Origin of the sequence: Thiofilum sp., from assembly GCF_016711335.1 — a bacterium.
Classification (GTDB): Bacteria; Pseudomonadota; Gammaproteobacteria; order Thiotrichales; family Thiotrichaceae; genus Thiofilum.
The window spans coordinates 2,571,381-2,595,900 of record NZ_JADJTF010000001.1 but is presented as its reverse complement, the minus strand read 5'-3'; the positions used below and the strand labels follow the sequence as shown (position 1 = coordinate 2,595,900).

General features: G+C 43.2%; 28 protein-coding genes. 16 read left to right on the top strand and 12 right to left on the bottom strand.

Annotation, left to right across the window (positions count from 1 at the left end; translation table 11 throughout):
* Window positions 1–14 precede the first annotated feature (14 nt).
* On the top strand, window positions 15–278 hold the full coding sequence (locus IPL34_RS12370) for a UPF0175 family protein (protein ID WP_296841756.1): 264 nt from the start codon (window positions 15–17) through the stop codon (window positions 276–278).
* The gene (locus IPL34_RS12365; RefSeq protein WP_296841755.1) at window positions 275–499 is read left to right on the top strand and encodes a hypothetical protein; all 225 of its coding nucleotides are present in this window, start codon (window positions 275–277) and stop codon (window positions 497–499) included. Before IPL34_RS12370 ends, IPL34_RS12365 begins: the two co-directional genes overlap by 4 nt.
* Here the strand turns inward: IPL34_RS12365 and IPL34_RS12360 are convergent.
* The gene (locus tag IPL34_RS12360) at window positions 486–1,634 is read right to left on the bottom strand and encodes an alpha-hydroxy acid oxidase (RefSeq protein WP_296841754.1); all 1,149 of its coding nucleotides are present in this window, start codon (window positions 1,632–1,634) and stop codon (window positions 486–488) included. The two genes, IPL34_RS12365 and IPL34_RS12360, sit on opposite strands and share 14 nt — an antisense overlap.
* A gap of 144 nt (window positions 1,635–1,778) precedes the next feature.
* On the opposite strand from IPL34_RS12360, the gene IPL34_RS12355 reads away from it, so the two are divergent.
* The 6 genes from IPL34_RS12355 to IPL34_RS12330 all read left to right on the top strand — a co-directional run bounded on the left by IPL34_RS12355 (window position 1,779) and on the right by IPL34_RS12330 (window position 7,575).
* Window positions 1,779–2,267 carry a TRAP transporter small permease subunit gene (locus tag IPL34_RS12355; protein ID WP_296841753.1) on the top strand — a complete coding sequence of 163 codons (489 nt, stop codon included), beginning with the start codon at window positions 1,779–1,781 and terminating at the stop codon, window positions 2,265–2,267.
* Entirely contained in the window at window positions 2,264–3,805 is a 1,542-nt protein-coding gene (locus tag IPL34_RS12350; protein ID WP_296841752.1) for a TRAP transporter large permease subunit, read from the top strand. Before IPL34_RS12355 ends, IPL34_RS12350 begins: the two co-directional genes overlap by 4 nt.
* A gap of 11 nt (window positions 3,806–3,816) precedes the next feature.
* Complete coding sequence (locus tag IPL34_RS12345) at window positions 3,817–4,881, top strand: TRAP transporter substrate-binding protein (RefSeq protein WP_296841751.1); 1,065 nt, start codon at window positions 3,817–3,819, stop codon at window positions 4,879–4,881.
* A 91-nt stretch (window positions 4,882–4,972) separates the two neighbouring features.
* Window positions 4,973–6,532: a bifunctional aminoglycoside phosphotransferase/ATP-binding protein gene (locus tag IPL34_RS12340; RefSeq protein WP_296841750.1), complete on the top strand. Its 1,560-nt coding sequence runs from the start codon at window positions 4,973–4,975 to the stop codon at window positions 6,530–6,532.
* Between the two features lie 101 nt (window positions 6,533–6,633).
* Window positions 6,634–6,987 carry a GFA family protein gene (locus IPL34_RS12335; RefSeq protein WP_296841749.1) on the top strand — a complete coding sequence of 118 codons (354 nt, stop codon included), beginning with the start codon at window positions 6,634–6,636 and terminating at the stop codon, window positions 6,985–6,987.
* A gap of 36 nt (window positions 6,988–7,023) precedes the next feature.
* The gene (locus tag IPL34_RS12330) at window positions 7,024–7,575 is read left to right on the top strand and encodes a DUF2059 domain-containing protein (RefSeq protein ID WP_296841748.1); all 552 of its coding nucleotides are present in this window, start codon (window positions 7,024–7,026) and stop codon (window positions 7,573–7,575) included.
* Between the two features lie 62 nt (window positions 7,576–7,637).
* Here IPL34_RS12330 and IPL34_RS12325 read toward each other — a convergent pair whose 3' ends face one another.
* The gene (locus IPL34_RS12325) at window positions 7,638–9,227 is read right to left on the bottom strand and encodes a peptide chain release factor 3 (RefSeq protein ID WP_296841747.1); all 1,590 of its coding nucleotides are present in this window, start codon (window positions 9,225–9,227) and stop codon (window positions 7,638–7,640) included.
* A gap of 152 nt (window positions 9,228–9,379) precedes the next feature.
* Between IPL34_RS12325 and IPL34_RS12320 the strand changes: the two genes are divergently transcribed.
* Window positions 9,380–10,966 (top strand): AAA family ATPase, encoded by a 1,587-nt coding sequence (locus IPL34_RS12320; protein WP_296841746.1) that lies wholly within the window; start codon window positions 9,380–9,382, stop codon window positions 10,964–10,966.
* Window positions 10,967–11,109: 143 nt separating this feature from the next.
* Here the strand turns inward: IPL34_RS12320 and IPL34_RS12315 are convergent, their stop codons facing one another.
* Both IPL34_RS12315 and IPL34_RS12310 read right to left on the bottom strand, forming a co-directional pair.
* The gene (locus IPL34_RS12315) at window positions 11,110–11,526 is read right to left on the bottom strand and encodes a type II toxin-antitoxin system VapC family toxin (protein ID WP_296841745.1); all 417 of its coding nucleotides are present in this window, start codon (window positions 11,524–11,526) and stop codon (window positions 11,110–11,112) included.
* A gap of 2 nt (window positions 11,527–11,528) precedes the next feature.
* A complete protein-coding gene (locus tag IPL34_RS12310) occupies window positions 11,529–11,780 on the bottom strand; it encodes a plasmid stabilization protein (RefSeq protein ID WP_296841744.1) in 252 nt (83 codons plus the stop codon).
* A gap of 137 nt (window positions 11,781–11,917) precedes the next feature.
* On the opposite strand from IPL34_RS12310, the gene IPL34_RS12305 reads away from it, so the two are divergent.
* The 3 genes from IPL34_RS12305 to IPL34_RS12295 are packed head-to-tail and all read left to right on the top strand — an operon-like array spanning window position 11,918 to window position 13,657.
* Complete coding sequence (locus IPL34_RS12305; RefSeq protein ID WP_296841743.1) at window positions 11,918–12,505, top strand: Uma2 family endonuclease; 588 nt, start codon at window positions 11,918–11,920, stop codon at window positions 12,503–12,505.
* An 11-nt stretch (window positions 12,506–12,516) separates the two neighbouring features.
* Window positions 12,517–12,993 (top strand): YaiI/YqxD family protein, encoded by a 477-nt coding sequence (locus tag IPL34_RS12300; protein WP_296841742.1) that lies wholly within the window; start codon window positions 12,517–12,519, stop codon window positions 12,991–12,993.
* 1 nt (window position 12,994) lies between these two features.
* A complete protein-coding gene (locus IPL34_RS12295) occupies window positions 12,995–13,657 on the top strand; it encodes an MOSC domain-containing protein (RefSeq protein ID WP_296841741.1) in 663 nt (220 codons plus the stop codon).
* Between the two features lie 9 nt (window positions 13,658–13,666).
* Here the strand turns inward: IPL34_RS12295 and yidD are convergent, their stop codons facing one another.
* From yidD to IPL34_RS12270, 5 genes are all read right to left on the bottom strand, one after another.
* Window positions 13,667–14,089 (bottom strand): membrane protein insertion efficiency factor YidD, encoded by a 423-nt coding sequence (yidD, locus tag IPL34_RS12290; protein WP_296841740.1) that lies wholly within the window; start codon window positions 14,087–14,089, stop codon window positions 13,667–13,669.
* 91 nt (window positions 14,090–14,180) lie between these two features.
* Window positions 14,181–14,843 (bottom strand): pyridoxamine 5'-phosphate oxidase family protein, encoded by a 663-nt coding sequence (locus tag IPL34_RS12285; protein WP_296841739.1) that lies wholly within the window; start codon window positions 14,841–14,843, stop codon window positions 14,181–14,183.
* A 106-nt stretch (window positions 14,844–14,949) separates the two neighbouring features.
* Entirely contained in the window at window positions 14,950–15,237 is a 288-nt protein-coding gene (locus IPL34_RS12280; protein WP_296841738.1) for a hypothetical protein, read from the bottom strand.
* Window positions 15,213–16,034 carry a hypothetical protein gene (locus tag IPL34_RS12275; RefSeq protein WP_296841737.1) on the bottom strand — a complete coding sequence of 274 codons (822 nt, stop codon included), beginning with the start codon at window positions 16,032–16,034 and terminating at the stop codon, window positions 15,213–15,215. Before IPL34_RS12275 ends, IPL34_RS12280 begins: the two co-directional genes overlap by 25 nt.
* Complete coding sequence (locus IPL34_RS12270; RefSeq protein WP_296841736.1) at window positions 16,021–16,290, bottom strand: helix-turn-helix transcriptional regulator; 270 nt, start codon at window positions 16,288–16,290, stop codon at window positions 16,021–16,023. Before IPL34_RS12270 ends, IPL34_RS12275 begins: the two co-directional genes overlap by 14 nt.
* Window positions 16,291–16,341: 51 nt before the next feature.
* On the opposite strand from IPL34_RS12270, the gene IPL34_RS12265 reads away from it, so the two are divergent.
* Window positions 16,342–17,436, top strand: a complete 1,095-nt coding sequence (locus IPL34_RS12265; protein ID WP_296841735.1) for a DNA cytosine methyltransferase — start codon at window positions 16,342–16,344, stop codon at window positions 17,434–17,436.
* A gap of 30 nt (window positions 17,437–17,466) precedes the next feature.
* Window positions 17,467–18,888, top strand: a complete 1,422-nt coding sequence (locus IPL34_RS12260) for a PLP-dependent aminotransferase family protein (protein WP_296841734.1) — start codon at window positions 17,467–17,469, stop codon at window positions 18,886–18,888.
* A gap of 6 nt (window positions 18,889–18,894) precedes the next feature.
* Here the strand turns inward: IPL34_RS12260 and IPL34_RS12255 are convergent, their stop codons facing one another.
* Both IPL34_RS12255 and IPL34_RS12250 read right to left on the bottom strand, forming a co-directional pair.
* A complete protein-coding gene (locus IPL34_RS12255; protein WP_296841733.1) occupies window positions 18,895–19,206 on the bottom strand; it encodes a DUF1840 domain-containing protein in 312 nt (103 codons plus the stop codon).
* Between the two features lie 93 nt (window positions 19,207–19,299).
* On the bottom strand, window positions 19,300–19,608 hold the full coding sequence (locus tag IPL34_RS12250) for a helix-turn-helix domain-containing protein (RefSeq protein WP_296841732.1): 309 nt from the start codon (window positions 19,606–19,608) through the stop codon (window positions 19,300–19,302).
* 107 nt (window positions 19,609–19,715) lie between these two features.
* Here IPL34_RS12250 and IPL34_RS12245 point away from each other — a divergent pair, with 107 nt between their 5' ends.
* The gene (locus tag IPL34_RS12245) at window positions 19,716–20,480 is read left to right on the top strand and encodes an SDR family oxidoreductase (RefSeq protein ID WP_296841731.1); all 765 of its coding nucleotides are present in this window, start codon (window positions 19,716–19,718) and stop codon (window positions 20,478–20,480) included.
* 83 nt (window positions 20,481–20,563) lie between these two features.
* Here IPL34_RS12245 and IPL34_RS12240 read toward each other — a convergent pair whose 3' ends face one another.
* Window positions 20,564–22,822, bottom strand: a complete 2,259-nt coding sequence (locus tag IPL34_RS12240; RefSeq protein ID WP_296841730.1) for an arginine/lysine/ornithine decarboxylase — start codon at window positions 22,820–22,822, stop codon at window positions 20,564–20,566.
* 448 nt (window positions 22,823–23,270) lie between these two features.
* Here IPL34_RS12240 and IPL34_RS12235 point away from each other — a divergent pair, with 448 nt between their 5' ends.
* On the top strand, window positions 23,271–24,458 hold the full coding sequence (locus IPL34_RS12235) for an ABC transporter substrate-binding protein (protein WP_296841729.1): 1,188 nt from the start codon (window positions 23,271–23,273) through the stop codon (window positions 24,456–24,458).
* Window positions 24,459–24,520: the final 62 nt, after the last annotated feature.

The window sequence follows — 24,520 nt, the reverse complement described above, 5'->3', positions numbered from 1 at the left end:
TAAGGAGCTACATTATGCAATTAACCTTAGACATTCCTGAAAAATATCTTATTTATCAGTCTCCTGCTGAGCTAATACGTTTGCTCAAACTCAATACCGCTATTGATCTTTATCGCTACGGTAGACTATCTGCGAGTGCAGCCGTTGAGTTTGTTGGCAATATTGATCGTTACGAATTTTTGTACGAATGCCGCAAACGCGGGGTCGAGCCACAAACTTATGAAGATATAGAGGAATTACAGGCAGAAATTGAACTATTGGCAAAGGAATTGTCGTGATTATAGTGGCTGATGCTTCGCCTCTGGTTACTTTAGCAACTTGTGATTGTTTGGATGTATTGGAACAGCTATTTGGTGAAATCAGAGTTTCGCAGACGGTCTATGAGGAGGTTACGGTTATTGGAAAGCCAGAATCGGCGAAGCTTGCCCGTTATTTACAGGGTAAAGCAGTCAATTTAGACCTGGACTTTAAAAAAAGTGCTGGTTTTACAACCTCATAACTTTATCTCGATCCAAATCTTTTAAGCTTTGACAACCCATTAAAATCATATTGCGCTCAATCTCAGCCTTTAATAAACCCAATGCTCGCTCTACTCCTGCTTGCCCGCCTGCTGCAAGTGGAAATAAATAACTCCTACCCATTGAACACGCAGTCGCCCCCATAGCTAGCGCTTTTAATACATGCGTACCGCGACGAATACCGCCATCGACAATAATTTCAATTTGCCCGCCTACTGCATCGGCAATCTTAGGTAAAACATCAAACGGAGCTGCACAACCCTCCAATTGGCGTCCTCCATGATTAGATAGCATAATGGCACTGGCTCCAATCTCCACCGCCCGCTTAGCATCAGCGACCGACATAATGCCTTTAATAGCAAACGGTTTACCCCATTGGGCAATAATCGCCTCCGCATCACGCCACACTACACCACGATCAAATTGCTCAGTGACATAGCTCATCACCGACACTAAATCCTGCTCACTACGAGCTAAGCGCGTACTTAAATTCGCCAATTCAAATTTTTCGCCTTTTAAATAATTCCACGCCCATAACGGATGCAGAGCAAAACTCAATAAGCTTTGAGCAGTTAATTGGGGTGGCATAATCAATCCGGTGCGTTTATCGCGTTCACGATTGCCCGTCACTAAAGTATCCACCGTTAAACATAAGGCATCAAAATGAGCGGCTTTGCAGCGCTCGATAAATTCAGTGGTTAAAGAGCGGTCTTTATGAATATACAGTTGGAACATTTTTGGACCAGTGGTGGCTTGTCCAATGGCCTCAATGCTGACGGTTGAAAGAGTAGAAAGACTGTAATAGGTCTCTAATTGGCTCGCTGCCCGTGCAACCGCCAATTCACCTTCAGGGTGAAATAAACGTGTCATACCGGTAGGCGCACAAAATAATGGCATAGACAGTTTGCGCCCCAAAACTGTGGTGGAAATATCCAAACCTGTCAAATCAGCCAAAGCATTGGGTACTAATGCCACTTGCTCAAACGCTTCGGTATTGCGTTTTAATGTCCATTCATCTTCAGCACCACCGTCAATATAATGAAATAAGGGGGCAGGCAAACGCTTTTTAGCTAATTGCCTAAAATCATTAAAACTATGACAGTATTGAATGCCCATAAACGACTCCTAACCATGATCTGATCTCAATCCATTACGCACTAATAACATATTTTCACCACAGCTCATAAGACAAAAAGCGCTTGACAGTTTTACAGGGTGCTTTGAAACTGAATTTAATTTTTTCTAATCGCTAGAGTATCCATGATGATTTTACGGCTGGCTCAATGGCTCGACCGCCTGACGGTGTGGATTTGTTTGAGTGCTTTAGGCGTATTGGTGGGTGCAATACTGACCATTGTGATTTTACGTTATGGCTTTGGCACTGGCTTTATTAAACTACAAGATGCGGCGTCTTATGCGTTTGCCATACTGTTAATTTTCGCTGTACCCGTGACCTTGGCACGCAATGGTCATGTACGAGTCGATATTATTTCTGAGCGTTTGGGGCTGAATTATTTGCGTCAACTCGACTGGTTCGGTCTGATTTTTATGCTCATTCCCGTCTGTAGTTTATTGATTTGGGCATGGTGGCCTTCGTTGCAATACGCTTGGACTATTTATGAGGCTTCAGTGGAAACCGGCGGCTTATCTGGTTTGTTTTTAGTAAAAACCGCTCTACCTATTGCCGCTTTATTTACCCTGATTCAGGGTATGGCTGTCGTGATACGCCAAGGACAAACCACCTCATGAGTACGGAAGAATTATTTTTAATCCTATTAGTACTCGGTTTATTTGCGGGTATTTTGAGTGGTTTGCCTGCCATGATTGCAATTGCAGGTGTGCCGTTACTGGTGGCAGTGGCGGGGCATTTTGTGGGGGTGTTTGATCTAACTTTATTACAATTATTTCCAGCCCGCGTGTGGGGCATTATGTCCAATAGCCTATTGATGGCAGTACCGCTGTTTGTCCTAATGGGTGTATTGCTAGAAAAATCGCGCCTAGCCGAGCGTATGCTCGAAGTACTCGCCCAAGTCATGGGTGGCTCGGCACGCGGTATGGCATTATCGGTTTTGATACTCTCAACTTTGATTGCAGCCTCCACCGGAATCGTGGGTGCTACTGTGGTTATGCTGGTCATGGTCAGTTTACGCCCGATGCTACAAGCAGGTATGACTGAAGCAAAAGCCGCTGGGCTAATTTGTGCTTGTGGAACGTTGGGGCAAATCATTCCCCCCTCAGTATTGTTAGTACTGCTCGGTGACCAAATCGGTAATGTGTATACCGAAGCACAGCAAAAGGCTGGAAACTTTTCACCTGATGCAGTATCGGTGGGCGATCTATTTGCGGGTGCGGTGATTCCGGGCTTAGTGCTGGTAGTCTTGTATGGGATTTACATGATTGTCACTTTACCTAAAAGCACTCCCTTATCCGTCAGTGCTACCACTGAAAAGCCACCTATTACTGCATTACTCGCCGCTTTTTTCCCTACTTTATTATTAATCGTTGCCGTCTTAGGATCGATTTTGGCTGGGGTCGCTACACCTACCGAAGCAGCAGGATTAGGGGCTATCGGAGCCTTATTATTGACGGCTTATCCTCAGCTAGGATTGATTAGCAAAAAGATAATTATTGCCGCAGGGCTAGGCGCTTTCACTTTAGTATTATTACGAATATCTAGTGGTGGGCATCCGCCTACAGCAGGTTTTAGCTTTGGACTGGCCCTTATTGCGGCTTTACTTATGGTCGGGGGAGTACTTATAGCGCTGATACATACAGCTAAAACTGGACTACTGCAACTGGCGGCTTTAGATACTATAAAAATTTCCGGCATGGTATTTGGTATTGTCATAGCCGCCTCATTACTCGCCTTAGTGTTTCGTGGCTTGGGTGGTGAGCACGAAGTCGCCAAATGGATGCAAGCCTTACCGGGGGGCGAATGGGGTGCACTGCTTATCATTATGCTTATTGTGTTTTTGCTAGGCTTTATTTTAGAAGCGGTGGAAATTATTTATATCGTAGTACCCTTATTAGGGCCAGTGGTGCTCAGTGGCGATATTTCTCCGGTATGGTTTGGGGTACTGCTGGCTATGAATCTGCAAACCAGCTTTTTAACACCCCCTTTTGGTTTTGCTTTATTTTATTTCCGCTCCGCCGCACCTGCTTCCATTAGTACTGTAACGATTTATAAAGGCATAGTGCCTTTTGTAGCACTGCAATTACTTGCTTTAGGGTTATTAATACTTTGGCCAGAGCTTGCCACTTGGTTGCCAAAACAACTTTTTAATTAGGAGGATGATTGATGCAACGTCGACAATTTTTAACCAGAAGTGTTGCCACAGGCTTAGGCACTACCGTCATGATGAAACCTGTCTTGGCGGATGACAAACTCAAATGGAAACTTCCTACCGCCTTTCCCAAAATGGCGCCTGGAGTTGGAACTAATGTGACTGCTTTTGCCGAAAAAGTAGCGGCGATGTCCGATGGACGCTTAAGCTTTGAAGTCTTTGGCGCGGGTGAATTAGTTCCACCCTTTGGTGTGGAAGATGCGGTGCAAGCCGGTAATGTTCCGGTTGGACATGGCCCCACCTATTACAGTGCAGGTAAGAATCCAGCGCTGCATTGGTTCACGGGTGTGCCGTTTGGGATGACCTCTAATGAATTGGCGGCGTGGCTCAAATGGGGTGGTGGACAAGCTATTTGGGATGAAATTTATGCGCAACGTAAATTAAAGCCCTTGTATTGCGGTAACTCGAATGTACAAGCAGGTGGCTGGTTCAAAAAGCGCATTGACAAGCTCGAAGATTTAAAAGGCTTGAATATGCGTATCGCAGGTTTAGGCGGTGAAGTGATGCGTAAATTAGGTGTCAATGCCGTACTCACGCCTCCTCCCGAAATTTTCCAAGCCCTACAATCGGGTGCAATTGATGCGGCGGAATGGGTCGGCCCGATGCTCGATCAAGCTTTTGGTTTACAAAAGATTTCTAAAATTTGCTACTTATCCGGTTTCCTTGAAACAGGTGCGGGCTTAGCTGTGGTATTTAATCAAGAGCAATGGGATAAACTACCTAAAGACTTACAAGCAATTTGTGAGAGTGCAGCTTTAGCGGTCAACACTGAAACCTGTGCCCAATTTGATTATATGAATGCACAAGCCTTAGCTAAACTCAAAGCGGATGGTGTGGAGTTTTTACAATACTCTGACGAGATTATTGAAGCACAACGCAATGCTTGGAACGAGGTCAAAGCTGGATTAGTAGCGCAAAATAAGGATGTAGCCAAAGTGGTAGAAAGTTATGATGCTTATTTAGCACAAGCGCGTGACTATGCTACCCAAATGACCGCTCCGGTATTAGCAAAACGCTAATCTTTACCCTTTAAGCCGTCTGAATCACTTAGGCGGCTTTAAATGACTGAGCGCTCTCATCAGTTCCTCACGCAACCTCAAGGATGATGAAATGGACAATCCTAACACCCTCGAATCACTCCTTGCTGCTATGCAAAATAGCATCTTCTATCCACACGCGGTTAGTGAGATCCAACTCATTGAAACCCATATTTCCTACATTATTTTGACGGGTGACTATGCTTATAAACTCAAAAAGCCAGTACGTTTTGACTTCCTTGATTACAGTACTTTAGCGCTGCGTCAGCATCACACCGAATTGGAGCTGACGCTTAATCGGCGCCTCGCTCCGCAGATTTATCTAACGGTATTAGCGGTTATAAAGACTTCTGCTCAGCAATTTATTTTAAAATCAACCACTGAGCTAAGCGAGCACGATACAGTAGTCGAATACGTGCTTAAAATGCGCCAATTTGCTAGCAATCAAGAATTTGATCACCTATTAGAGCAAGGCAAACTGCCCCTTGATTTAATGCCAAAACTCGCACAACAAATTGCACAGTTTCACCAACAAGCTGAAAGAGCTGCATCCAATACACTATTTGGTACACCGCCCGCTATCTACGACTTAATGCACGAAAACTTTACTACCCTAGCGCACATCCCCTTACCCGCTGCGCACCGTGCAACGCTTAATACCTTAGAACAATGGACTCAAGTGCAGTACCAAGCCTTATCACCCCTATTAGAGCAGCGCAAGCAACAAGGATTTATTCGTGCTTGTCATGGTGATTTACATCTAGGCAATATCGCGCTGATTGAGGGGCAACCAACTGCGTTCGATGGGATTGAATTTAATGAGCAATTACGTTGGATTGATACCTTATGCGATCTGGCTTTTCTGATGATGGATTTAGAAGCCCGTCACGCCCCAACACATGCGAGACGAGTATTGAATGAGTATTTGAGTGCTACGGGCGACTATAGTGCTTTAGCGTTATTGAATTTTTACAAGATCTATCGTGCGCTAGTACGCGCTAAAGTGCAGGGCTTACAGATTCAACAACACACGGATGAGCAACAAGGTGCTAGCTACCAAGAGCACTGTATTGATTACATCAACTTAGCTAAGCACTATACCCAAACTACTAGCCCACAACTCTTTATTACTCATGGCTTGAGTGGTTCGGGTAAATCGTGGGGATGTCGCACTTTAGTCGATGAATATGGTGTGATTCAAGTGCGCTCCGATGTGGAACGTAAGCGCTTAGTAGGATTGCACGCTACCGAGCGAGCCTCGACTGGTTTACAGCAAGGGATTTACGCTCCCGCAATGAGCCAAAAAACCTATCACTACTTACTTGAATTGAGTGAGTTAATCTTAACAGCAGGCTATTCAGTGGTGGTCGACGCTGCCTTTTTAGAGCGTAGTCACCGTGACCCTTTTGCTCAACTCGCTCAGCGCTTAAACCTGCCTTTTACTATTTTGCACTTTAGCGCGACACCACAACAATTAGCGCAAAATATTCGTACCCGCTTGGCAAATAATCAGGATGCTTCGGATGCGGATTTGAGTGTGTTACAGCAGCAGCTAGCGCATTACCAACCTTTAGAGGCTGATGAGCCTATTATTAGCATAGCGTTTGGCACTAAAATCGTGCTAACCCATTAGCACCCATGGCTACTAAAACGCTTAATTATCCCTAGATAGGTCTATGCGCCACTTGCCAAACAGGGATAAGCTAAACCGCTCACCCCAGCTAGGAGTTTATAATGCAAAACTATCAAGGTAGTTGCCATTGCGGTGCGATTCAATTTGAGTTTAAAGCACCTGCTATTAGCAGTGGTTTGCGCTGCAACTGCTCGATTTGCAAGCGTAAAGGCGCAATTATGAGCGACTTTGTGTTAGCACCGGACGAGTTGCAGATTAAGATTAATCAGGATGCTCTCGCTACCTATACTTTTGATTCGGGTATTGCCCAACATCATTTTTGTAAATATTGCGGGATTTATCCTTTCCACCAAACAGTACGTAAACCCGGACATTATCGGGTAAATTTAGGTTGTATAGACAATCTTGATTCATTGGCGCTAGCTTTTACGGTATTTGATGGCGCTTCACTTTAGATTTTAGTTAGCCACTTTTTTTAATCCCTAGGAACGATGATGAAACCTTTAAAAATCTTAGCCCTTTCTTTATTACTCAGTGCTAATTTAGCCTTTGCTGAACCCGTTACCGATGCCACTTTGGAAGAATTATTGGTCTTAACTAAATCGGAAAAAATGATTACCGATATGCAGGATCAAATGAAAACCATGATGGAACAAAGTATGGCTAAAATGACCCAAGATCAAGCACCTAGTCCAGAAGAAAAAAAGGCGCTGGATAATATGGTCAGTAAAATGCTGGTAGCGATGAAAGAGGAAATTAGTTGGGCAAAAATGAAACCCCTCACCATGAATCTATATAAAGAAACTTTTACTGAAGAAGAGGTAAAAGGCATGATTGAGTTTTACAAAACCCCAGCAGGTGAGGCTATGGCTAGTAAAATGCCCACCTTGATGCAAAAAACTATGGCTGCCACGCAAGAAATGATGGTGGGTTTACAACCCAAAATGCAGCAAATTCAACAAGAATTTATGCAGGAAATGCAAGCCGCTCAAGCTAGTAAAATGCAAGCTCCTGCTGCAACTGCTCCCGCAGCACCCCAATAATTAGACCCTGCCTTCTGTTAAGTACTCGATTAATCATCGAGTACTTGATTACCCCTATTTACTTAAACCGCTACACCATGCTCACGCGTTGAGTGGAACTTTACATCTGGCCATTTCTCCTGAGCCATTTGTAAATTTACTCTGGTAGGCGCGATATAAACTAATTCACCTGCATGATCAATGGCTAAATTGGACGCGGCTTTAATCTTAAACTCCTCAAATTTTTTCTCATTAGTCGAAGTTACCCAACGCGCCGTCGTCACATTTACCGCTTCAAATAGTGCATCAACTTTATATTCATCTTTTAAACGTTGTGCGACTACATCAAATTGTAAAATACCCACCGCACCTAAAATCAAGTCATTATTAGTTAAGGGCTTAAATAATTGCGTCGCCCCCTCCTCACATAATTCAGCTAAGCCTTTTTGCAATTGCTTCATTTTCAGCGGATCACGTAATTGCGCACGGCGGAATAATTCAGGAGCAAAGTTAGGAATTCCGGTGAATTGCAGATTTTCACCCATCGTAAAGGTATCACCAATGCGAATACTGCCGTGATTGTGTAAGCCAATAATATCCCCCGGATACGCATCCTCGACGTGCTCCCGATCAGACGCCATAAAGGTTAACGCATCGGGAATTTTCACATCTTTACCAATGCGCACATGACGTGCTTTCATGCCCTTTTCAAATTTACCCGAACACACGCGCATAAATGCCATACGGTCGCGGTGTTGAGGGTCCATATTGGCTTGGATTTTAAACACGAAACCTGTGAAAGGTTCTTCATTCGCTTCAACTGCACGCGTCGTGGTAGGACGCGCTTGCGGTGCAGGTGCATATTCTACGAAGTCATCGAGTAGCTCACGAATACCAAAGCTATTTAAGGCTGTACCGAAATACACCGGAGTCAATGTGCCTTTTAAATACGCCTCTAAATTAAATTCATGGCTTGCACCCTTTACCAATTCAATTTCTTCGCGTAATTCATCCGCTTGTGTCCCTAGTTTTTCGTCTAATTCGGGATTATCTAAGCCTTGAATTTCATCATAATCGAGTTTGCGTTCAGTACTCGGTTTATACAAAATGACTTTATCTTGATAAAGGTGGTAAATCCCTTTTAAGCGTTTACCCATTCCAATCGGCCAAGTAATTGGAGCACATTGAATATTTAAAACGGTTTCGACCTCATCTAATAGCTCAATCGGCTCTTTACCTTCGCGGTCAAGTTTATTAATGAAGGTCATAATCGGCGTGTCGCGTAAACGGCATACCTCCATTAATTTAATAGTGCGCTCCTCGACCCCTTTTGCCACGTCAATGACCATGAGTGCTGAATCGACAGCGGTGAGTACTCGATAGGTATCTTCGGAGAAATCCTCATGTCCGGGGGTGTCAAGTAGATTGACGATGCGCCCGTTGTAGGGGAATTGCATAACTGACGACGTGACCGAAATGCCGCGCTCTTTTTCCATCGTCATCCAGTCGGAGGTGGCGTGGCGGGCGGCTTTGCGCCCTTTGACAGTTCCGGCGAGTTGGATTGCACCGCCGAATAGTAGGACTTTTTCGGTCATAGTGGTTTTACCCGCGTCGGGATGCGAGATGATGGCGAAGGTGCGGCGGCGGGCGGTTTCTTGCAAACGGTCAGTCATGGTGAATGGAGTTAAGCTGATTACTAAGGGTGCGGATTATAGCGGAAGGCGGGGGTTGGGTACAGAAAAGTGCTAGGTTTTAATGCGTTATGGTCAAACCTAGACCAAGGGGATTAGTATAATGGATGAGTGATTAATACATTGGGCGAGTTATGTTTTCTAGGATTTGGTCAGATCAACTTGTTAGATATAGGGTTGAAACAAGCGAATCACAAAAAATACCTTATCTGGATACTAAAAAGGTAAATTTTTTTGTTGGGTCTAACAATAGTGGTAAAAGTAGACTCATTAGGCATTTGTTTTCTGTTGAAAATTATCGATACTATAAAGGTAAGTTTGAAATAAGCCCAGAGCAAGACGAATCATTATTTTCTCAACGGCTCTATACAAACCCTGACATACCTAATAGATATTATATTCCGATTTTAAGAAGCTTAAGAAACTTTAACTTAACAGATGATATATATAGTAAAACTACATATCAGGACTATTTCTCATCTAAACGTGAGGAAAGCTACTATACTGGCTTCAGTTTGTATGAAAAAATTGACTCGTTTAAACGTAGCATCCAAGATAAAAAAAGAAAAATACTAATATCATATGAAAAATTGCTCTCGGAAAATTTTTTTGATAATCAAAGCCTAGAACTAATTGCAACTCATAAAAGTAATATTATAGCTGTTCAATTAGATTATGAGCCAGCTCGCCCTATTTACGATTTAGGTGACGGTCTACAACAAATCATCATAATCACATCTGCGGCTTACCTTGAAACCGAGCCGTCCATGTTCTTCATCGAAGAACCCGAAATCAACCTACACCCCGGAATGCTCCGCAAGCTTATTCATTTCCTAATCGACCACACACCACACCAATACTTCATCACCACCCATTCTAATCACCTCATTGATTTTTATAACTATAGTGATCAAGTCACAGTCCACCGCCTCAAGAAAAAAGTAGAAAACGGTCAAACCACTTTCACCATTCACGACTGCAAACAAGACAAAGATTTACTGCAAGAATTAGGCGTACTCAATACCTCAGTTTATCTAGCCAACTCCACTATTTGGGTTGAAGGTATAACAGATCGCTTATACCTAAAAGCCTATATGCAAAAGTACTTAGCCGAACACCCAGAAAAACAAAAATGGCAAAATTATAGTGAGCATATTCACTATGCTTTTGTAGAATATCAAGGCGGTACTTTAGGACATTGGGATTTTAATGATGATGAAGCTAACGACTCGCTCAAAGCCCTAAAACTATGTGCTACTCCTTTTTTAATAGCAGATGGTGATATTAGGAGCAAAGGTAATCGTTACCAAACTCTAATTGAGCAATTAGGTAATAATTTTTTTATCACTGAAGGCAAAGAATTTGAAAATATGCTACCTGAGGCAATTTTAAAAGAAACTGCTAAGCATTTCTTTCATAACTCAAGAAAAGCAAAAGACTTACAACCTGATGGCTTAGATAATATAAAATACGCTGAGTACTTTAACTCACAAGCGGGTATTGGTAGATACTTGGACAACCTAATAGGTAGTACTAATAATGTATTCTCAGAAAAAAGCGGTGCGATTCGTCGAAAAGTAGAATTTTGTAATGCAGCCTGCGAATACATGACTAAAAAAGATGAGACTACTAGAGACTATGCTAATCAATGGAAGTTAACTGATGAACTAAAAGAGCTTTGCGAGAAAATATTCACTCATATTGAGCGCTGTAATAATTAAAACACTTAACTGTTAAACTAAAGAGAACCTCTAAAAACTTGTGGATAATGATGTTAAATTATTGATTTATAGTCACTGAATTTGACAATAATGTGGTTTTTAGAGGCTCCCTAAAGTACTATTTATTTGGGTACTTTAGTAAATTACACCCACGGATTAACTAACTTTAAGTTCGGCAAAAAATCAAAATCCGCTATATTACGTGTCACCAATACCGCGTCATTTGCCTGAGCAATAGCGGCAATCATCATATCTTCCACACTCATCGGTCGACCTAATTGCTTAGACGCTATGGCAATATCTCGATAAAAAGGCGACACCTCACACGAATAATCTAAACAACGCTCTGCAAATAACACAAACATTTCAAGCGCTGCCTCCGCTAAAGCGTGCTTACGCTTACCCTCAGGCAGCAGAGCAATCCCCCACTCAATTTCTCCCTTACTGATAGCACAAAAATACAAATCCGTTTCTAGTTGCTCATCAACCCAAGCCAATACACTAGGCTCAGGATGTGGTTTCATAAGCTCAGATAACACATTAGTATCCAATAAAAACATGCTTAATCCTCAGCAAAATCAGGAGCTGCGCGTGGGGCTGAGCGCTTAGGTAAGATTAAGGCTTCTCCTCCCGTCAAAGCCACAACACGCTGATGAATACGTGTACCTAAACCTTTTTGTATCTTCTTAGGGACTAAAATTTGCTGCAAAATACGCCGTGCTTCCTCCTCCATAGAACAACCATGCTGAGCCGCCCGAATCCGTAATTGGGTTTTGATCGAATCATCGATATTGCGAATCGTGAGCATTGCCATACTAGCCCCCTGAGAACCATTGAGTACGCTTCATTGTAGGCACTGAATTCATTGCATGCAAATGTAAAAATAGCAACTACCCTTTCCCACTCACACCCGCTATGCTTAACCCATGACTCACCTGACGGACTATATCCATGAGTGCCATAGCCAACATTCACTACACCACGCCCGAAGTCTATTTGCTAGGTGAAAACGAGCGCATCGACGGCACAAAATACGAATACGTCAACGGACAAATCTATGCAATGGCGGGCGAGAGTCGTAACCATAACCGTATTACGCGCTATTTAACGACTACGATTGATATTCATCTGCGCGGTAGTCGTTGCGAGGTATTTCAAGGTGATATGAAAATAGGAATTCAATCTATCAATGAGCAGCACTTTTACTACCCTGATGTGCATGTAACGTGCGAGGAAGAAAACAACCGCTATTTTAATACCTCACCTTGCTTGATTATTGAAGTACTCTCTGAAAGCACTGCACGCATAGATCGCTATGAAAAACTGGTAGCCTACAAACTGATTCCTACCCTACAAGAATACCTGCTCTGCGCCCAAGATAGTCCCTTAGTGGAAATCTATCGCAAGCGTAACGAATGGCGGGCAGAATACTTCTTGGCGGGACAATCCTTTACCTTAGACTCGATTGGGCTAACCCTAGCAGTCAATGATATTTATGAGTTTTTAATCACGCCCCCTACTCATCCAGCAGCTCATTAAGGAATCAGATTATGCACATTTGGGTCGATGCCGATGCTTGTCCGGTAGTCATTAAAGAAATCTTGTTTCGCAGTGCTGAACGTACTGGATTAGCTTTGACCTTGGTGGCGAATCAACCCTTACGTGTGCCCAAGCTCCCCAATATCAACACTTTACAAGTCGCGGCGGGGTTTGATGTAGCCGATAATGAAATTGTTAAACGTATTCAAGCGGGTGATTTAGTCATTACTGCTGATATTCCTCTTGCCGCTGAGGTACTCGACAAAGGCGCACAAGCCCTGAATCCGCGCGGTGAGTTGTATTCCCCCGATACCATCAAAGCTAAACTCAGTATGCGCGACTTTATGGATACGCTACGCAGCAACGGGATTGATACCGGAGGTCCTGCTCCTTTCAATCAGCAAGATCGTAAAGAATTTGCCAAACGCTTAGATACCCTCATTACCCGTTATTTACAATCCCGCCGTAATTCACCCGCAGTAGACTAATATGACGACTTGGCAACTAGACCACTTATTCGCCGCTTTTGACACTCAGCTCATTGGTGACCGCTACGCACCTACGGGTATTTATAAAACGGCGATTCAATCAGCCGTGATTGATGAGTATGGAATTCAGGGTGACGTTAAAGCCGACCGCAAAGTACACGGTGGGTTAGAAAAAGCGCTTCATCAATACGCACCCACTAGCTACCTCATTTTGCAACAAGCCTTTCCTGAATTAGCTCCCCAATTGATGGTAGGTAGCCTAGGCGAAAATATCAGTGCAGAGGGTATGAACGAGGACTCGGTGCATATCGGCGATATTATTCAGATAGGTGCAGTCGTGGTGCAAGTGTCACAACCGCGCTCACCCTGTTGGAAGATCAATGACAAATTTGGCAATGACAGCTTGGCTAAGGTTATTGATCAACACAGCTTACAAGGTTGGTATTATCGAGTATTGCAAAGCGGAACTGTGCAGGTGGGCGACGCTATTACACTGCTGGAGCGCCCTAATACGCTAACTTTACGACAATTTTTACAGATCTATGCTGAGCATCGCCCTGATTCACAACACTTACAGCAACTCGCTGACTGTAGCGGTTTAAACCCCAAATGGCGCGATAAGATCATGAAACGCCTAGAGTATTTGAGCCAACTTAAGAACTAAAAAACAGCTTTACCAGCAACTACATACAGCATCGGGCATACAGACATCGGGTAGGCAATCTAGCTGAGCCGCTTTTCCTCTACACGGTAGTAGTTGAGCCAAGTCACAACCTAGCTGAGGCAGATCACAACCGCAGTTTTGTAGATACTCCTTACGTTGCTGTTTGCGGCGCTCGCTTTCCTCGTCTTCGCTGGTACTCAAAACAGCAGTTTGTTTTAAGAATTCAAAAGCAGTACGGCACTCGGCAAATCGGGTTTTTACTAAGGTTCTACTCCCCCAAAGCCCATGCTCGGCAATTAACTTTTTTACTGCTTGTGAGCATGAGTCGCCATGATGTAATGCAGCATGAGCACAACGAAACCCTTTATAAGGCGAGACAAAACGCTGATAAAAACTAATAGCGGCTAAAGCCGAGGGCGTGGCTAGATTCATAGTTTAAATACTCTAAAACACAATACATTGAATCTAGCACTAGCGTTTAATAGGTGTAATCCCTCAGTGCAAATTTATTAGCCTTCAAGTATCAGGAACGCAAAGGAAACTTTAACGCATATTCGGGTATAGCAATCCCCTGAGCCAAATCACTAGCGGGTATTGGCTCACCATACACATGATGCAAGGGAATCACGCCTGCCCAATACGGCAAACTCAAATCGTCTTTATCATCAATCGGGCCTCCGGTTCGCACCTTACACGCAGCCTCGTCTAAGGGAATTTCAATCAGGCTCGTGGCTTTTAATTCATTATCTTGAATGGCGCGATAGTCGCCTTGGGAGCTAGGAATGATGGCATAGACTATATCCATCAAATACTGAGTTTTTTCCTCACCCTCAATGACTCGACCCACCCCATGCACCACCGCAGAACGATAATTAGCCGAGCAATGCATCCCCGAACGCGCTACCACAATGCCATCAATATGATTAAACGTGACACACACCGAATGACCTGCACTGATATGTTTAATCAAACGCGAGGTACGCGAACCATGTAAATAAATAGCATCCCCTAAACGCGCTACCATCATCGGCATAGCAAAGGGTTCATTATCAATCGACACCGCCACCACCCCGACCAAAGCCGCATCAATAATGCTATATAAGGTTTCAGTATCATAATGAGCACGTTTGGCCGTTTGTTTAACGGTAGTACGCGCACTAGGAGCGGATTCATGAGTACGAGGCATAAAAGCAATCCTTAATAACAAACAGACTGCTAACTTAAATGAGTTTGTGGTCTAATGAACAGAACCATAAATTTAGTTGTAATAGACCATATATCCTTAAACAAGCTTATTTAGCTTGCTCAAATATACTGTTCCAACCCTGTTTAGTTTTAGGTGAAACATTAACATCAGCTACAAAAGCCTGAAGCTCTTGGAGCAATAGCTGCATTTGTTGCGGTGTTAGTAATGCACAAACCACTACAATAAACCGTCTTATATCAACAAAATCAAATACTCTACCCTTATATCGATAAGCATCTCTTTCAGCACTGATTAACGTTATATCCTCTGGTATACGACAAATAAAAGTGAGCGGTTTATCGAAGGCATTTAGCCCTTCAACGTGCCAATACAATCATCCAACCTTTTCAAACTAATGGCTTTAACAGTAACCTCATAAAGGTTCAGTATGTTACCGTTTTGGCTTGTCCAAATATCAGCAGGTTTTTTAGAGGTAGTATTAGTACCAAAAACACTTTCCTCTCCACCCTCCACAGTAACAGAAGATTGAGAATATAAGTGTGCTAGTAATCTAGCCACAATAAACTGCGGAACACTGCCTGATTCTGGATATATCACACAAAATGTTGCTAACTTTTCTGCTAACTGTCTTGCGCTAGCGGTTGAATGATGAACTACAGTCACCTGATATTGGTTTAGCTGTTGAGCATATTTGAATAATCTAAAAAAGAAGTAGTCAATCAAAACTCTCCTTTGCTCACCTGTGCTGCTCATAACTCTGCGTAAAAAATTTACGACAGCAAGAGCAGCAGACTCAGGACGCTTACCTTTTGCCCAATTCTCATCCAATTGATTGCTATTTTTGGCTACATTTAAGGGGTCTGATTTACCACACGGAATGCCTTTTTCCGTCAGAGCATACCAAATACCTTCCTCAAAAATGGAGCGTGGATTACAACCATAGAAATTGTTAAGCGGATCATAGTTAGGATTAAGGTGAATACCCACCAAGGCGGTCAATACCACACCGCGAAAACCTTTAGCATGAACCTCTATTAGCTCGGTCAACAAGGTATGAATGGAGGTTCCACTGGAAAAATCAGGAAAGTCAGCATCTTGCAATGCTGCCGCTCTATGCAACTTAGCATTAACATAATATTTGGCGTCTTCATTCCGTTCAGCAACTTTCATTATTAATCCCTAGCAATATCATCATTCTTAGAGAAAAATTTTTATTTTCATTAACTCTAAAGGCTTCTAATAGGCGCATAAACTCTAACACATCTAAACGGCGCTCAAATTGCTCAATTTTTGAAATATCTGATTGGTGCATACCTAATCTTTCAGCTAATTCTACTTGAGAAATAGCTAAACGCTTTCGTTCACTAGCAATAGCTGCTACTACTGCGCGATACCGTTGGTCATCAATAGCTTTGTCTTTTTTCATAATAGTTAATCATGATATAATCTATAAATTATTCGTAAATGGAATATTTCAATGAGAGCTGTTTCGTTGTTTTCTGGCGCCGGAGGCATGGACGTTGGGTTCAAGCAAGCGGGTTTTACGGTGATTGCTGCTAACGAAATTGATACTCATGCCTGTCAAAGCTTTAGGGCTAACCATACAGACACTATTCTTTACGAAGGTGATATTCACCAACAGATGAATAAACTAGCCTGTTTGACTGATATTGATGTTATCTTCGGTGGTCCTCCCTGCCAAGGGTTTTCAGTAGCTGGAAAAATGGATGTTACTGACCCCAGAAGCCAATTAATTTTCAGCTTTGCCGATGTAATCGAGCAAATCCGCCCACGCGCCTTTGTGATGGAAAATGTAAAAGCATTAGGTCACTTAGAAAAGTTCGCTTTGCTCAGAAAACAGTTACTAGCACGCTTTACAAAATCCGGTTATACAGTAACGCTAATCACTTTAAATGCAAAAGACTTTGGCATCCCGCAATCACGCGAACGAGTATTTTTTATTGGATTGCGTGAAGCCATTAATCCAATTACGTCCCTATCTTTTCGCAAACATCATGCATCCCCTCCTACACTTAGAGAGATTATTGCTCCCTTAGGAAAGGCAGGCACACTCTCTAATAGTAAAGTTTGTAAAGCAAAAATTACTCTGGCAACCAAACCTGTCTTAAGACAATCCCCCTATGCAGGTATGTTATTTAACGGTCAAGGACGCCCACTAAACCCTGATGGTTGGGCTAGCACTCTTCCTGCTAGCATGGGTGGAAACCGTACACCGATCATTGATGAAGCGCATTTGTTTCATGACGCTAAACCTTGGGTAGAAGAATACCATTGTCATTTAATGAAAGGTGGCAAACCTTACTCTACCGATGCTGCCCCTAAATCATTAAGGCGTTTAACCATTGATGAGGCAGCACTGTTGCAGGGGTTTCCTATAAATTACCAATTTTGTGGCCCTCAAAGTAAAGTCTTTGCTCAAATTGGTAATGCAGTGCCTTGTCAATTAGCTTATGTTGTCGCCGATATTGTTTGCCACGCTTTAGTGTATCCCACGGTTTCACAAAATGATGATTATACCCGTGGGCAAAATATGGAATTGCAACTTGCCTAAATTTGCTAAACGGTAGACTAGCCAATTCTTATGCCTCTCAATCTAAATCAAATCCACCTACAACGCGACCTTGCAATGCCCTTAGCGCGACAGTTATACGGGCACATCTATCAGCAAATTGTGCAGGGGCAATTGGTCTATGCTGAGCGCTTGCCTGCTAGTCGCTTATTAGCTGAGCAATTACAACTATCACGCGGAGTGGTAGTGGAATGTTATGAGATGCTGCGTTTAGATGGTTTGGTGCTGGGTGTGGGTAAAGGTGGAACTCAAGTGTGTTATCAACCGAGCCAGCCTAAACGGAGTTTGCCCACCACAACCGCACACCTCAATTTGTCCGAGCGCGGTCAACGCATCACACAAGCTCGTCACTATCGACCACAAGCTCAAGAACCTTTACTCCTACAAGCCAGTATCCCTGACCTAAAACTATTTCCCAAACAACAATGGCTTAGCCTACAAAAAGAAGCGTGGTCACTGACCCAAGGTCAATATCAACGTCAATGCGGAATCATGGCTTTAAAACAAGCACTACGTGATTTTTTAGCGCGTTACCGAGGTATTCAGATTCAGGATTTAAATTGCTTACTGATGACCACGGGCACGCAAGGCGCATTAAGCACCCTAGCACAAGTGCTAACCAATGCAGGCGATACAGCGCTGATTGAGCATCCGTGTTGGGAGGGTGGCAAAGCAGCACTACATCAAGCGGGGCTTAAAATCAAAACTGTAGCCGTAGATACGGCAGGCGCACAAATACCTGATTTTAAAGCACGACTTGCTGTTCTCACCCCCAATGCACAATTTCCTACCGGATATGTGATGAGTGTAACGCGGCGCGAAGCATGGCTAGATTACAGTCATCAGTATCAGACTTGGTTGATTGAAGACGACTATGCGGCAGAATATAGTTATAACCAACACCCCGCACCCTCCTTGCTTACCTATCCTCAAGCTCAGCAAGTCATTCATGTCGGCACGATGAGTAAATTATTACTGCCCGATTTACGCTTAGGTTGGATGGTTGTACCTCAACATCTGGCTAGACCAATAGCCAGTATATTAAACACCTTAGGTATCCAACCATCCTATTTACTACAGCAACAACTCGCACTTTTTATGCAGTATGGTTACTTAGGCAACCACTTAGCTAATACGCGCACTATCTATAATCAACGCCGTACCGCCTGCACTGAATACTTACAAACCTATGCTAGTGATTTACTGACTGTGATGCCTTCGGTGAGTGGTATGAATACTTATGTGCGCTTGCACGCATCGGTCAATAGCCACGATTTGATTCAACGCTTTAGCGCAGCAGAACTAGGTTGTGAAGTATATGAAGTGAAAGAACAGGGACAAAATGTGTGTTACGTATTATTGGGGCATGCGGGTCTAGCTATAGAGCAAGTGCCTAGTGCTTTGAATCACTTGCTCAGCGTATTAAAAAGCTAAAGACGGCTATAACACACCATCAGAATATTCCCACATCACTGCTTTATTATCCTTAATCGATTGCTTGATTAACTCAATCAAGGGATAGGCGCGGGCATTAGGACTTACTCCTTTTTCTTCCTCATCCTCATTCGCTTCGGGAGTGGGTTGAGCTTGCTTGAGCGCTTTTTGTAAGGTTTCTAAGGCTTGGGGTAAGTCTTCGGGGCGAATAGCGCTAGGGATAGTACCGCTAGTTCCCATATTAAGGATTAAAGGCTTAGCATCTTTCTCATACATGGTCACACTCATGCCAGAGGTATTAGTAAATTTCACTAACATAGCAACACTCCTTTAGTGGTCTGTAAGTGCTATAAGCATAGCATTTTATTAACACTATACTGGGGTTCTAGTGTCTGGGTCATACCCTATCTACTAGAGCTGAATAGGTGCATTTAAAATTGCATCTAGCAATCCGGGAAAGCGCTGATCTAATTCAGTGCGCCGCAATGAATTAATATACTGCGTTCCTTCAGGGCGCATATGAATCACACCTGCCTCACGCAACACTCTAAAATGATGTGAAGCAGTTGATTTGGCGATGGGTAGCTCAAACGAACCACAGGTCAAACCTTCTGTCTGCGCTAACTTTTGCACAATACTCAAGCGCAGCGGATCACTCAACGCATACAGTACATGAGTCAATATTAAGCTATCGCTAGCGGGATGTTGTAGTTTTCTCATAGTTGCAATTATTCGCTTCAATATGTTAGATTTCAATTGTTCTATTATTTACGAACAAACGAATTTAATGCTCTGCTATAGGATTTATCTAAAAAAGGACGATCATAATGTCTACACCACAGCGCTATCTAAATCAAGTTGCCGTTGTTACAGGCGGCTCTACGGGTATTGGCTTTGCTATTGCCCAACAACTCATTAATGAGGGGGCTAAACGAGTTTATATTACTGGACGCTCTTTAGACACCTTAAACCTCGCTGCACAAACCTTGGGCGCAAGTGCTATTCCAGTGGTATCAGATGTAGCAAAACTAACAGACTTAGAGGCTCTGAAACACGCCATTGAACAACGCGGTGACACTCTCACTCAACTATTTGCCAATGCAGGCATCGCTGAATATAACTCATTCGGTAATACCACTGAGCGTGAGTTTGATAAAACCTTTGACATCAATGTTAAAGGGGTATTTTTTACCGTACAAACACTCCTACCCTTAATGCAAGCATCCAGCGCTATCGTACTCACGGGTTCTATTGTGGGTAATAAGGGTATGGAAAATCTAAGTATCTACAGCGCATCGAAAGCCGCAGTACGCTCTTTTGCACGCACTTGGGCTAATGAACTTAAAGCTAGAAAAATACGCGTCAACACCTTAAGCCCCGGTTTGACCCGTACCCCTATTATGGAGAATGGTTTGAAGTTAAACGCGGAACAATTAGCACAATTGCAAGATTATGCCAGCACGGCTGTACCGACTGGTTATATAGCGACACCTCAAGAAATTGCCGCCGCTGCACTATTTTTAGCCTCTAATGAAGCTAGTTATATTAATGGTATTGAATTAACAGTTGACGGTGGTATGACACAAATTTAATAAACTTAGCACCATTTAGCTCTTCAAAGTGATAACTCACTTTGAAGAGTACGAGATTAGCTGATGAATAGTAGTGTAGTGTACTACTTCACACAATCCACATAATAGCGTTTCACACCGTCCACAACCTCGGAAGACAAACCATGTACATCGGTTTCAAAGCCGGGGAATTTTTCATTAAAGACTTGGGAGAACTTTAAATAATCCACAATGGTTTTATTAAAACGTTCGCCCGGAATCAGTAATGGAATCCCCGGAGGATAAGGAGTGACTAGACTTGCCGTAATCCGCCCTTCTAATTGATTGACAGGCACACGCTCAATCTTACGATGGGTCATCATCGCAAACGCATCAGAGGGCTTCATGGCACATTCCATATCAGATAAGTACATTTCAGTCGTGAGGCGTGCCACATCATAATCCGCATAAATACGATGAATCTGCATACACAAATCACGCAAACCGATCTTTTCGTAGCGTGGATTACGTGCAATAAACTCTGGCAAGACGCGCCATAAGGGTTGGTTTTTATCAAAGTCATCTTTGAATTGTTGCAGAGCAGTTAATAGGGTATTCCAGCGTCCTTTAGTAATCCCTATGGTGAACATAATAAAGAAGCTGTATAGACCGCATTTTTCAACAATAACCCCATGCTCAGATAGATACTTAGTCACAATGGCAGCAGGGATACCAATTTCATCACTAAATGCACCGTCCACATCTAAGCCGGGGGTGATAATCGTAGCCTTGATCGGATCAAGCATATTGAAATTATCAGCTAAATTACCGAAACCATGCCAACGATCATTGGCTTTTAATACCCATGTTTCGCGGCTACCAATACCTTCATCCTCAATCGAATCAGGTCCCCAAATACTGAACCACCACGAATCTCCATATTCACGGTCCACTTTTTTCATCGCACGGCGGAAATTGAGCGACTCAGAAATAGACTCTTCTACTAAAGCGGTTCCGCCGGGGGCTTCCATCATGGCGGCGGCCACGTCGCAACTAGCAATAATCGCATATTGCGGGCTGGTGGAGCTGTGCATGAGATAGGCTTCATTAAACACATTAAGGTCTAATTTAGTATCCCTAGCATCTTGTACTAGGATTTGTGAAGCCTGAGATAAACCTGCGAGCAATTTATGGGTGGATTGGGTGGCAAATACCATCGATTTTGAGGTGCGCTCGCCATTGCGAGACATGGCATGCATGCCTTTATAAAAATCATGGAAAGTCGCATGGGGTAACCACGCTTCATCAAATAATAGATTATCTACCCAACCGTCCAAACGCTCTTTAATCATGCCGGTGTTATAGAGCACACCATCATAAGTACTTTGCGTAATGGTCAAAATGCGGGGATTGCTAGTGAGTTTACTTGCCAAGGGATGCGCGGCAATTTTAGCTTTAATTGCTTCTGGCTCAAAGGAAGCTAAAGGAATCGGTCCAATAATACCGTAATGATTGCGGGTAGGAGTTAGGAATACTGGAATCGCTCCCGTCATGGTAATCGAATGTAAAATCGATTTATGGCAGTTACGATCCACAATCACAATATCATTATCTGCCACACAGGAATGCCACACCATTTTATTCGAGGTCGAAGTACCATTGGTGACAAAGAATAAATGATCGACATTGAAAATACGCGCAGCATTACGCTCTGAAGCCGCCACAGGTCCGGTATGATCGAGGAGTTGCCCTAACTCATCGACGGCATTGCACACATCGGCTCTGAGCATATTCTCACCAAAGAATTGATGAAACATTTGCCCCACCGGAGACTTTAAGAACGCTACCCCACCGGAATGGCCGGGGCAGTGCCATGAGTACGAACCATCGGCAGCATAGTGGGTTAAAGCACGGAAAAACGGCGGTGGCAAGCTATCTAAATAAGCCTTAGCCTCGCGCACAATATAGCGTGCGACGAACTCTGGTGTGTCTTCAAACATATGAATAAAGCCATTGAGTTCACGCAAAATATCATTAGGAATATGGCTTGCAGTACGGGTTTCACCATGCAGGAAAATAGGGATTTCTGCATTACGCCAACGAATCTCCTCCACAAAGGAACGTAGCGCACGGATCACGGCTGGCTCAGATTTCCCGTGCTCATCAGCCGCTGCTGCAAACTCTTCATCATCAATGGCTAAGATAAAAGCACTCGCCCGACTTTGCTGTTGCGCAAAAGTGGATAAGTCGCCATAGCTTGTGACCCCTAGCACCTCCATGCCAGTATCTTCAATCGCTTTAGCCAGAGCGCGAATGCCTAAACCTGAGGTGTTCTCAGAGCGAAAATCTTCGTCAATAATGACAACCGGAAAACGAAAGCGCATGGATGTAATAGCCCTTTGGCAGTGGATGAACAAAGACTGATTATACTATAGGAATTATGAAGGAACGGTATCATCAATAGGACTATTTCTAATTCCCCCTATTATGTGTTTTCACTCTTTTTCTAGCACTAGGGTAGTGCAATGCACTATTCTGATAAGAATAAATCCTTCGGTATTCAAAGCACTTATAACTCAGATAATAACTATTGTCTTTTTATTACACAAAAAGCAGCATATCATTAGCCACACATACTATTTAACCCTTAAAAATCAATATTTTATTAAAAATAATTAGGTGCTTAGTTCAGCGTGGCATAAGCATTGCATTATCAACCTATGTGACTTGCCAAGACTTAAGGATTTATCAGCAAACCTTAAGCCTAAACGGATGATTTTGAATAGTTAACAGTCCAACACTAGCGCTTTGCTCAAGTAAGGAGATTCATTTATGTCTTTTCAATTATTCAACAAGACCGCATTAGTGCTCAGTATGGCTCTAGCACTCGGTAGTGCTTCTGCTTGGGCGGCGGATGCTAAATTAAAAATCGGCTTTGTTGGGGTAACGAGTGGTCCTGCCGCAGCTTGGGGTACTTCTAATGTGCGCTCGATGGAAACTGTCGCAGAACTATTAAATGAACAAGGCGGGGTAAAAATCGGGGATAAAACCTATGAGATCGAATTAGTCACTTTTGACGATCAAAAAGACCCCAAACGCGCGATTGCAGGGATGGAAAAAATGGCGCAAGAGGGTATTCATTATGTAGTAGGTCCTAATGTCGATGACGGTGCTGCGGCTGTGCGTCCGGTGGCAGAAAAAAATAATATTATTTATTTCCCCTACGCTTTCCCTAAAGAACTCTATACCGCACCGGCTTCTAATGCCATTTTAGGCATGGTCGCCAGCTATCAATCCGGTCCTGCTATTTATAAATACCTCAAAGAAAACAAAGGGGTCAAAACCGTGGCTTTTTTAGCCGCCAATGAATCTGATCCTTTATCGCAGCGTGATAGTGGGGTAGAAGCCGCTAAAGCATTAGGGCTAGAAGTGGTGGCTGCACAAGACACTTATCAAGTCGATACTCGTGACTTCATGCCCGTAGTCACCCCCATTTTAAAAGCAAAACCCGATCTATTAGTGCTTTCTGGCGTTGCTCCGGGGGTTGCTCCACTCATCATACGTGCCGCGCGTGAAATGGGCTATACCGGATTAATTTCCACTGAAACCGCACAAGATGCTCAAGTACTGAAAGAAGGCGCGGGCGAATTAGCCAATGGCTTTATTTCAGTCGGTGGCGCATCCACGCCTGAGATTCGCTCCGAAAACATGGAAAAATTTATTGAGCGCTATACCAAAAAATTTGGCGAGTATAATGACGAGTCGAATACTAAAGTTTATGCTTTAGAATATATCGTCCAAACCTTACAGGCTAATCCTGCTTCTATTAGCGACGTAGCTGAGTTTAAAAAGACCATTGATACCTTTTCCGTACCTAACCCTTATATGAAAGGTGATAATAAACTTAAGTATGTAGGGACTACTTCTTTCGGTCAAAAACGTCAGTTATTCGTACCTTTAGTCGTTAATGAATACAAAGACGGCAAATTTGAAACCCTATTTGTTGCCGAAGTAGATTAATACTGAGCTTCATACCTTTTTCAAGGTTGGTATTGATATAAGTATCCTATGAAAAGTGATCG

Excerpts from the sequence above, each read along its gene's own strand:
- IPL34_RS12370 (WP_296841756.1), top strand. The coding sequence starts at position 15 with ATGCAATTAACCTTAGACATTCCTGAAAAATATCTTATTTATCAGTCT.
- IPL34_RS12360 (WP_296841754.1), bottom strand. The coding sequence starts at position 1,634 with ATGGGCATTCAATACTGTCATAGTTTTAATGATTTTAGGCAATTAGCT.
- IPL34_RS12355 (WP_296841753.1), top strand. The coding sequence starts at position 1,779 with ATGATGATTTTACGGCTGGCTCAATGGCTCGACCGCCTGACGGTGTGG.
- IPL34_RS12350 (WP_296841752.1), top strand. The coding sequence starts at position 2,264 with ATGAGTACGGAAGAATTATTTTTAATCCTATTAGTACTCGGTTTATTT.
- IPL34_RS12345 (WP_296841751.1), top strand. The coding sequence starts at position 3,817 with ATGCAACGTCGACAATTTTTAACCAGAAGTGTTGCCACAGGCTTAGGC.
- IPL34_RS12340 (WP_296841750.1), top strand. The coding sequence starts at position 4,973 with ATGGACAATCCTAACACCCTCGAATCACTCCTTGCTGCTATGCAAAAT.
- IPL34_RS12335 (WP_296841749.1), top strand. The coding sequence starts at position 6,634 with ATGCAAAACTATCAAGGTAGTTGCCATTGCGGTGCGATTCAATTTGAG.
- IPL34_RS12330 (WP_296841748.1), top strand. The coding sequence starts at position 7,024 with ATGATGAAACCTTTAAAAATCTTAGCCCTTTCTTTATTACTCAGTGCT.
- IPL34_RS12325 (WP_296841747.1), bottom strand. The coding sequence starts at position 9,227 with ATGACTGACCGTTTGCAAGAAACCGCCCGCCGCCGCACCTTCGCCATC.
- IPL34_RS12320 (WP_296841746.1), top strand. The coding sequence starts at position 9,380 with ATGTTTTCTAGGATTTGGTCAGATCAACTTGTTAGATATAGGGTTGAA.
- IPL34_RS12315 (WP_296841745.1), bottom strand. The coding sequence starts at position 11,526 with ATGTTTTTATTGGATACTAATGTGTTATCTGAGCTTATGAAACCACAT.
- IPL34_RS12310 (WP_296841744.1), bottom strand. The coding sequence starts at position 11,780 with ATGGCAATGCTCACGATTCGCAATATCGATGATTCGATCAAAACCCAA.
- IPL34_RS12305 (WP_296841743.1), top strand. The coding sequence starts at position 11,918 with ATGAGTGCCATAGCCAACATTCACTACACCACGCCCGAAGTCTATTTG.
- IPL34_RS12300 (WP_296841742.1), top strand. The coding sequence starts at position 12,517 with ATGCACATTTGGGTCGATGCCGATGCTTGTCCGGTAGTCATTAAAGAA.
- IPL34_RS12295 (WP_296841741.1), top strand. The coding sequence starts at position 12,995 with ATGACGACTTGGCAACTAGACCACTTATTCGCCGCTTTTGACACTCAG.
- yidD (WP_296841740.1), bottom strand. The coding sequence starts at position 14,089 with ATGAATCTAGCCACGCCCTCGGCTTTAGCCGCTATTAGTTTTTATCAG.
- IPL34_RS12285 (WP_296841739.1), bottom strand. The coding sequence starts at position 14,843 with ATGCCTCGTACTCATGAATCCGCTCCTAGTGCGCGTACTACCGTTAAA.
- IPL34_RS12275 (WP_296841737.1), bottom strand. The coding sequence starts at position 16,034 with ATGAAAGTTGCTGAACGGAATGAAGACGCCAAATATTATGTTAATGCT.
- IPL34_RS12270 (WP_296841736.1), bottom strand. The coding sequence starts at position 16,290 with ATGAAAAAAGACAAAGCTATTGATGACCAACGGTATCGCGCAGTAGTA.
- IPL34_RS12265 (WP_296841735.1), top strand. The coding sequence starts at position 16,342 with ATGAGAGCTGTTTCGTTGTTTTCTGGCGCCGGAGGCATGGACGTTGGG.
- IPL34_RS12260 (WP_296841734.1), top strand. The coding sequence starts at position 17,467 with ATGCCTCTCAATCTAAATCAAATCCACCTACAACGCGACCTTGCAATG.
- IPL34_RS12255 (WP_296841733.1), bottom strand. The coding sequence starts at position 19,206 with ATGTTAGTGAAATTTACTAATACCTCTGGCATGAGTGTGACCATGTAT.
- IPL34_RS12250 (WP_296841732.1), bottom strand. The coding sequence starts at position 19,608 with ATGAGAAAACTACAACATCCCGCTAGCGATAGCTTAATATTGACTCAT.
- IPL34_RS12245 (WP_296841731.1), top strand. The coding sequence starts at position 19,716 with ATGTCTACACCACAGCGCTATCTAAATCAAGTTGCCGTTGTTACAGGC.
- IPL34_RS12240 (WP_296841730.1), bottom strand. The coding sequence starts at position 22,822 with ATGCGCTTTCGTTTTCCGGTTGTCATTATTGACGAAGATTTTCGCTCT.
- IPL34_RS12235 (WP_296841729.1), top strand. The coding sequence starts at position 23,271 with ATGTCTTTTCAATTATTCAACAAGACCGCATTAGTGCTCAGTATGGCT.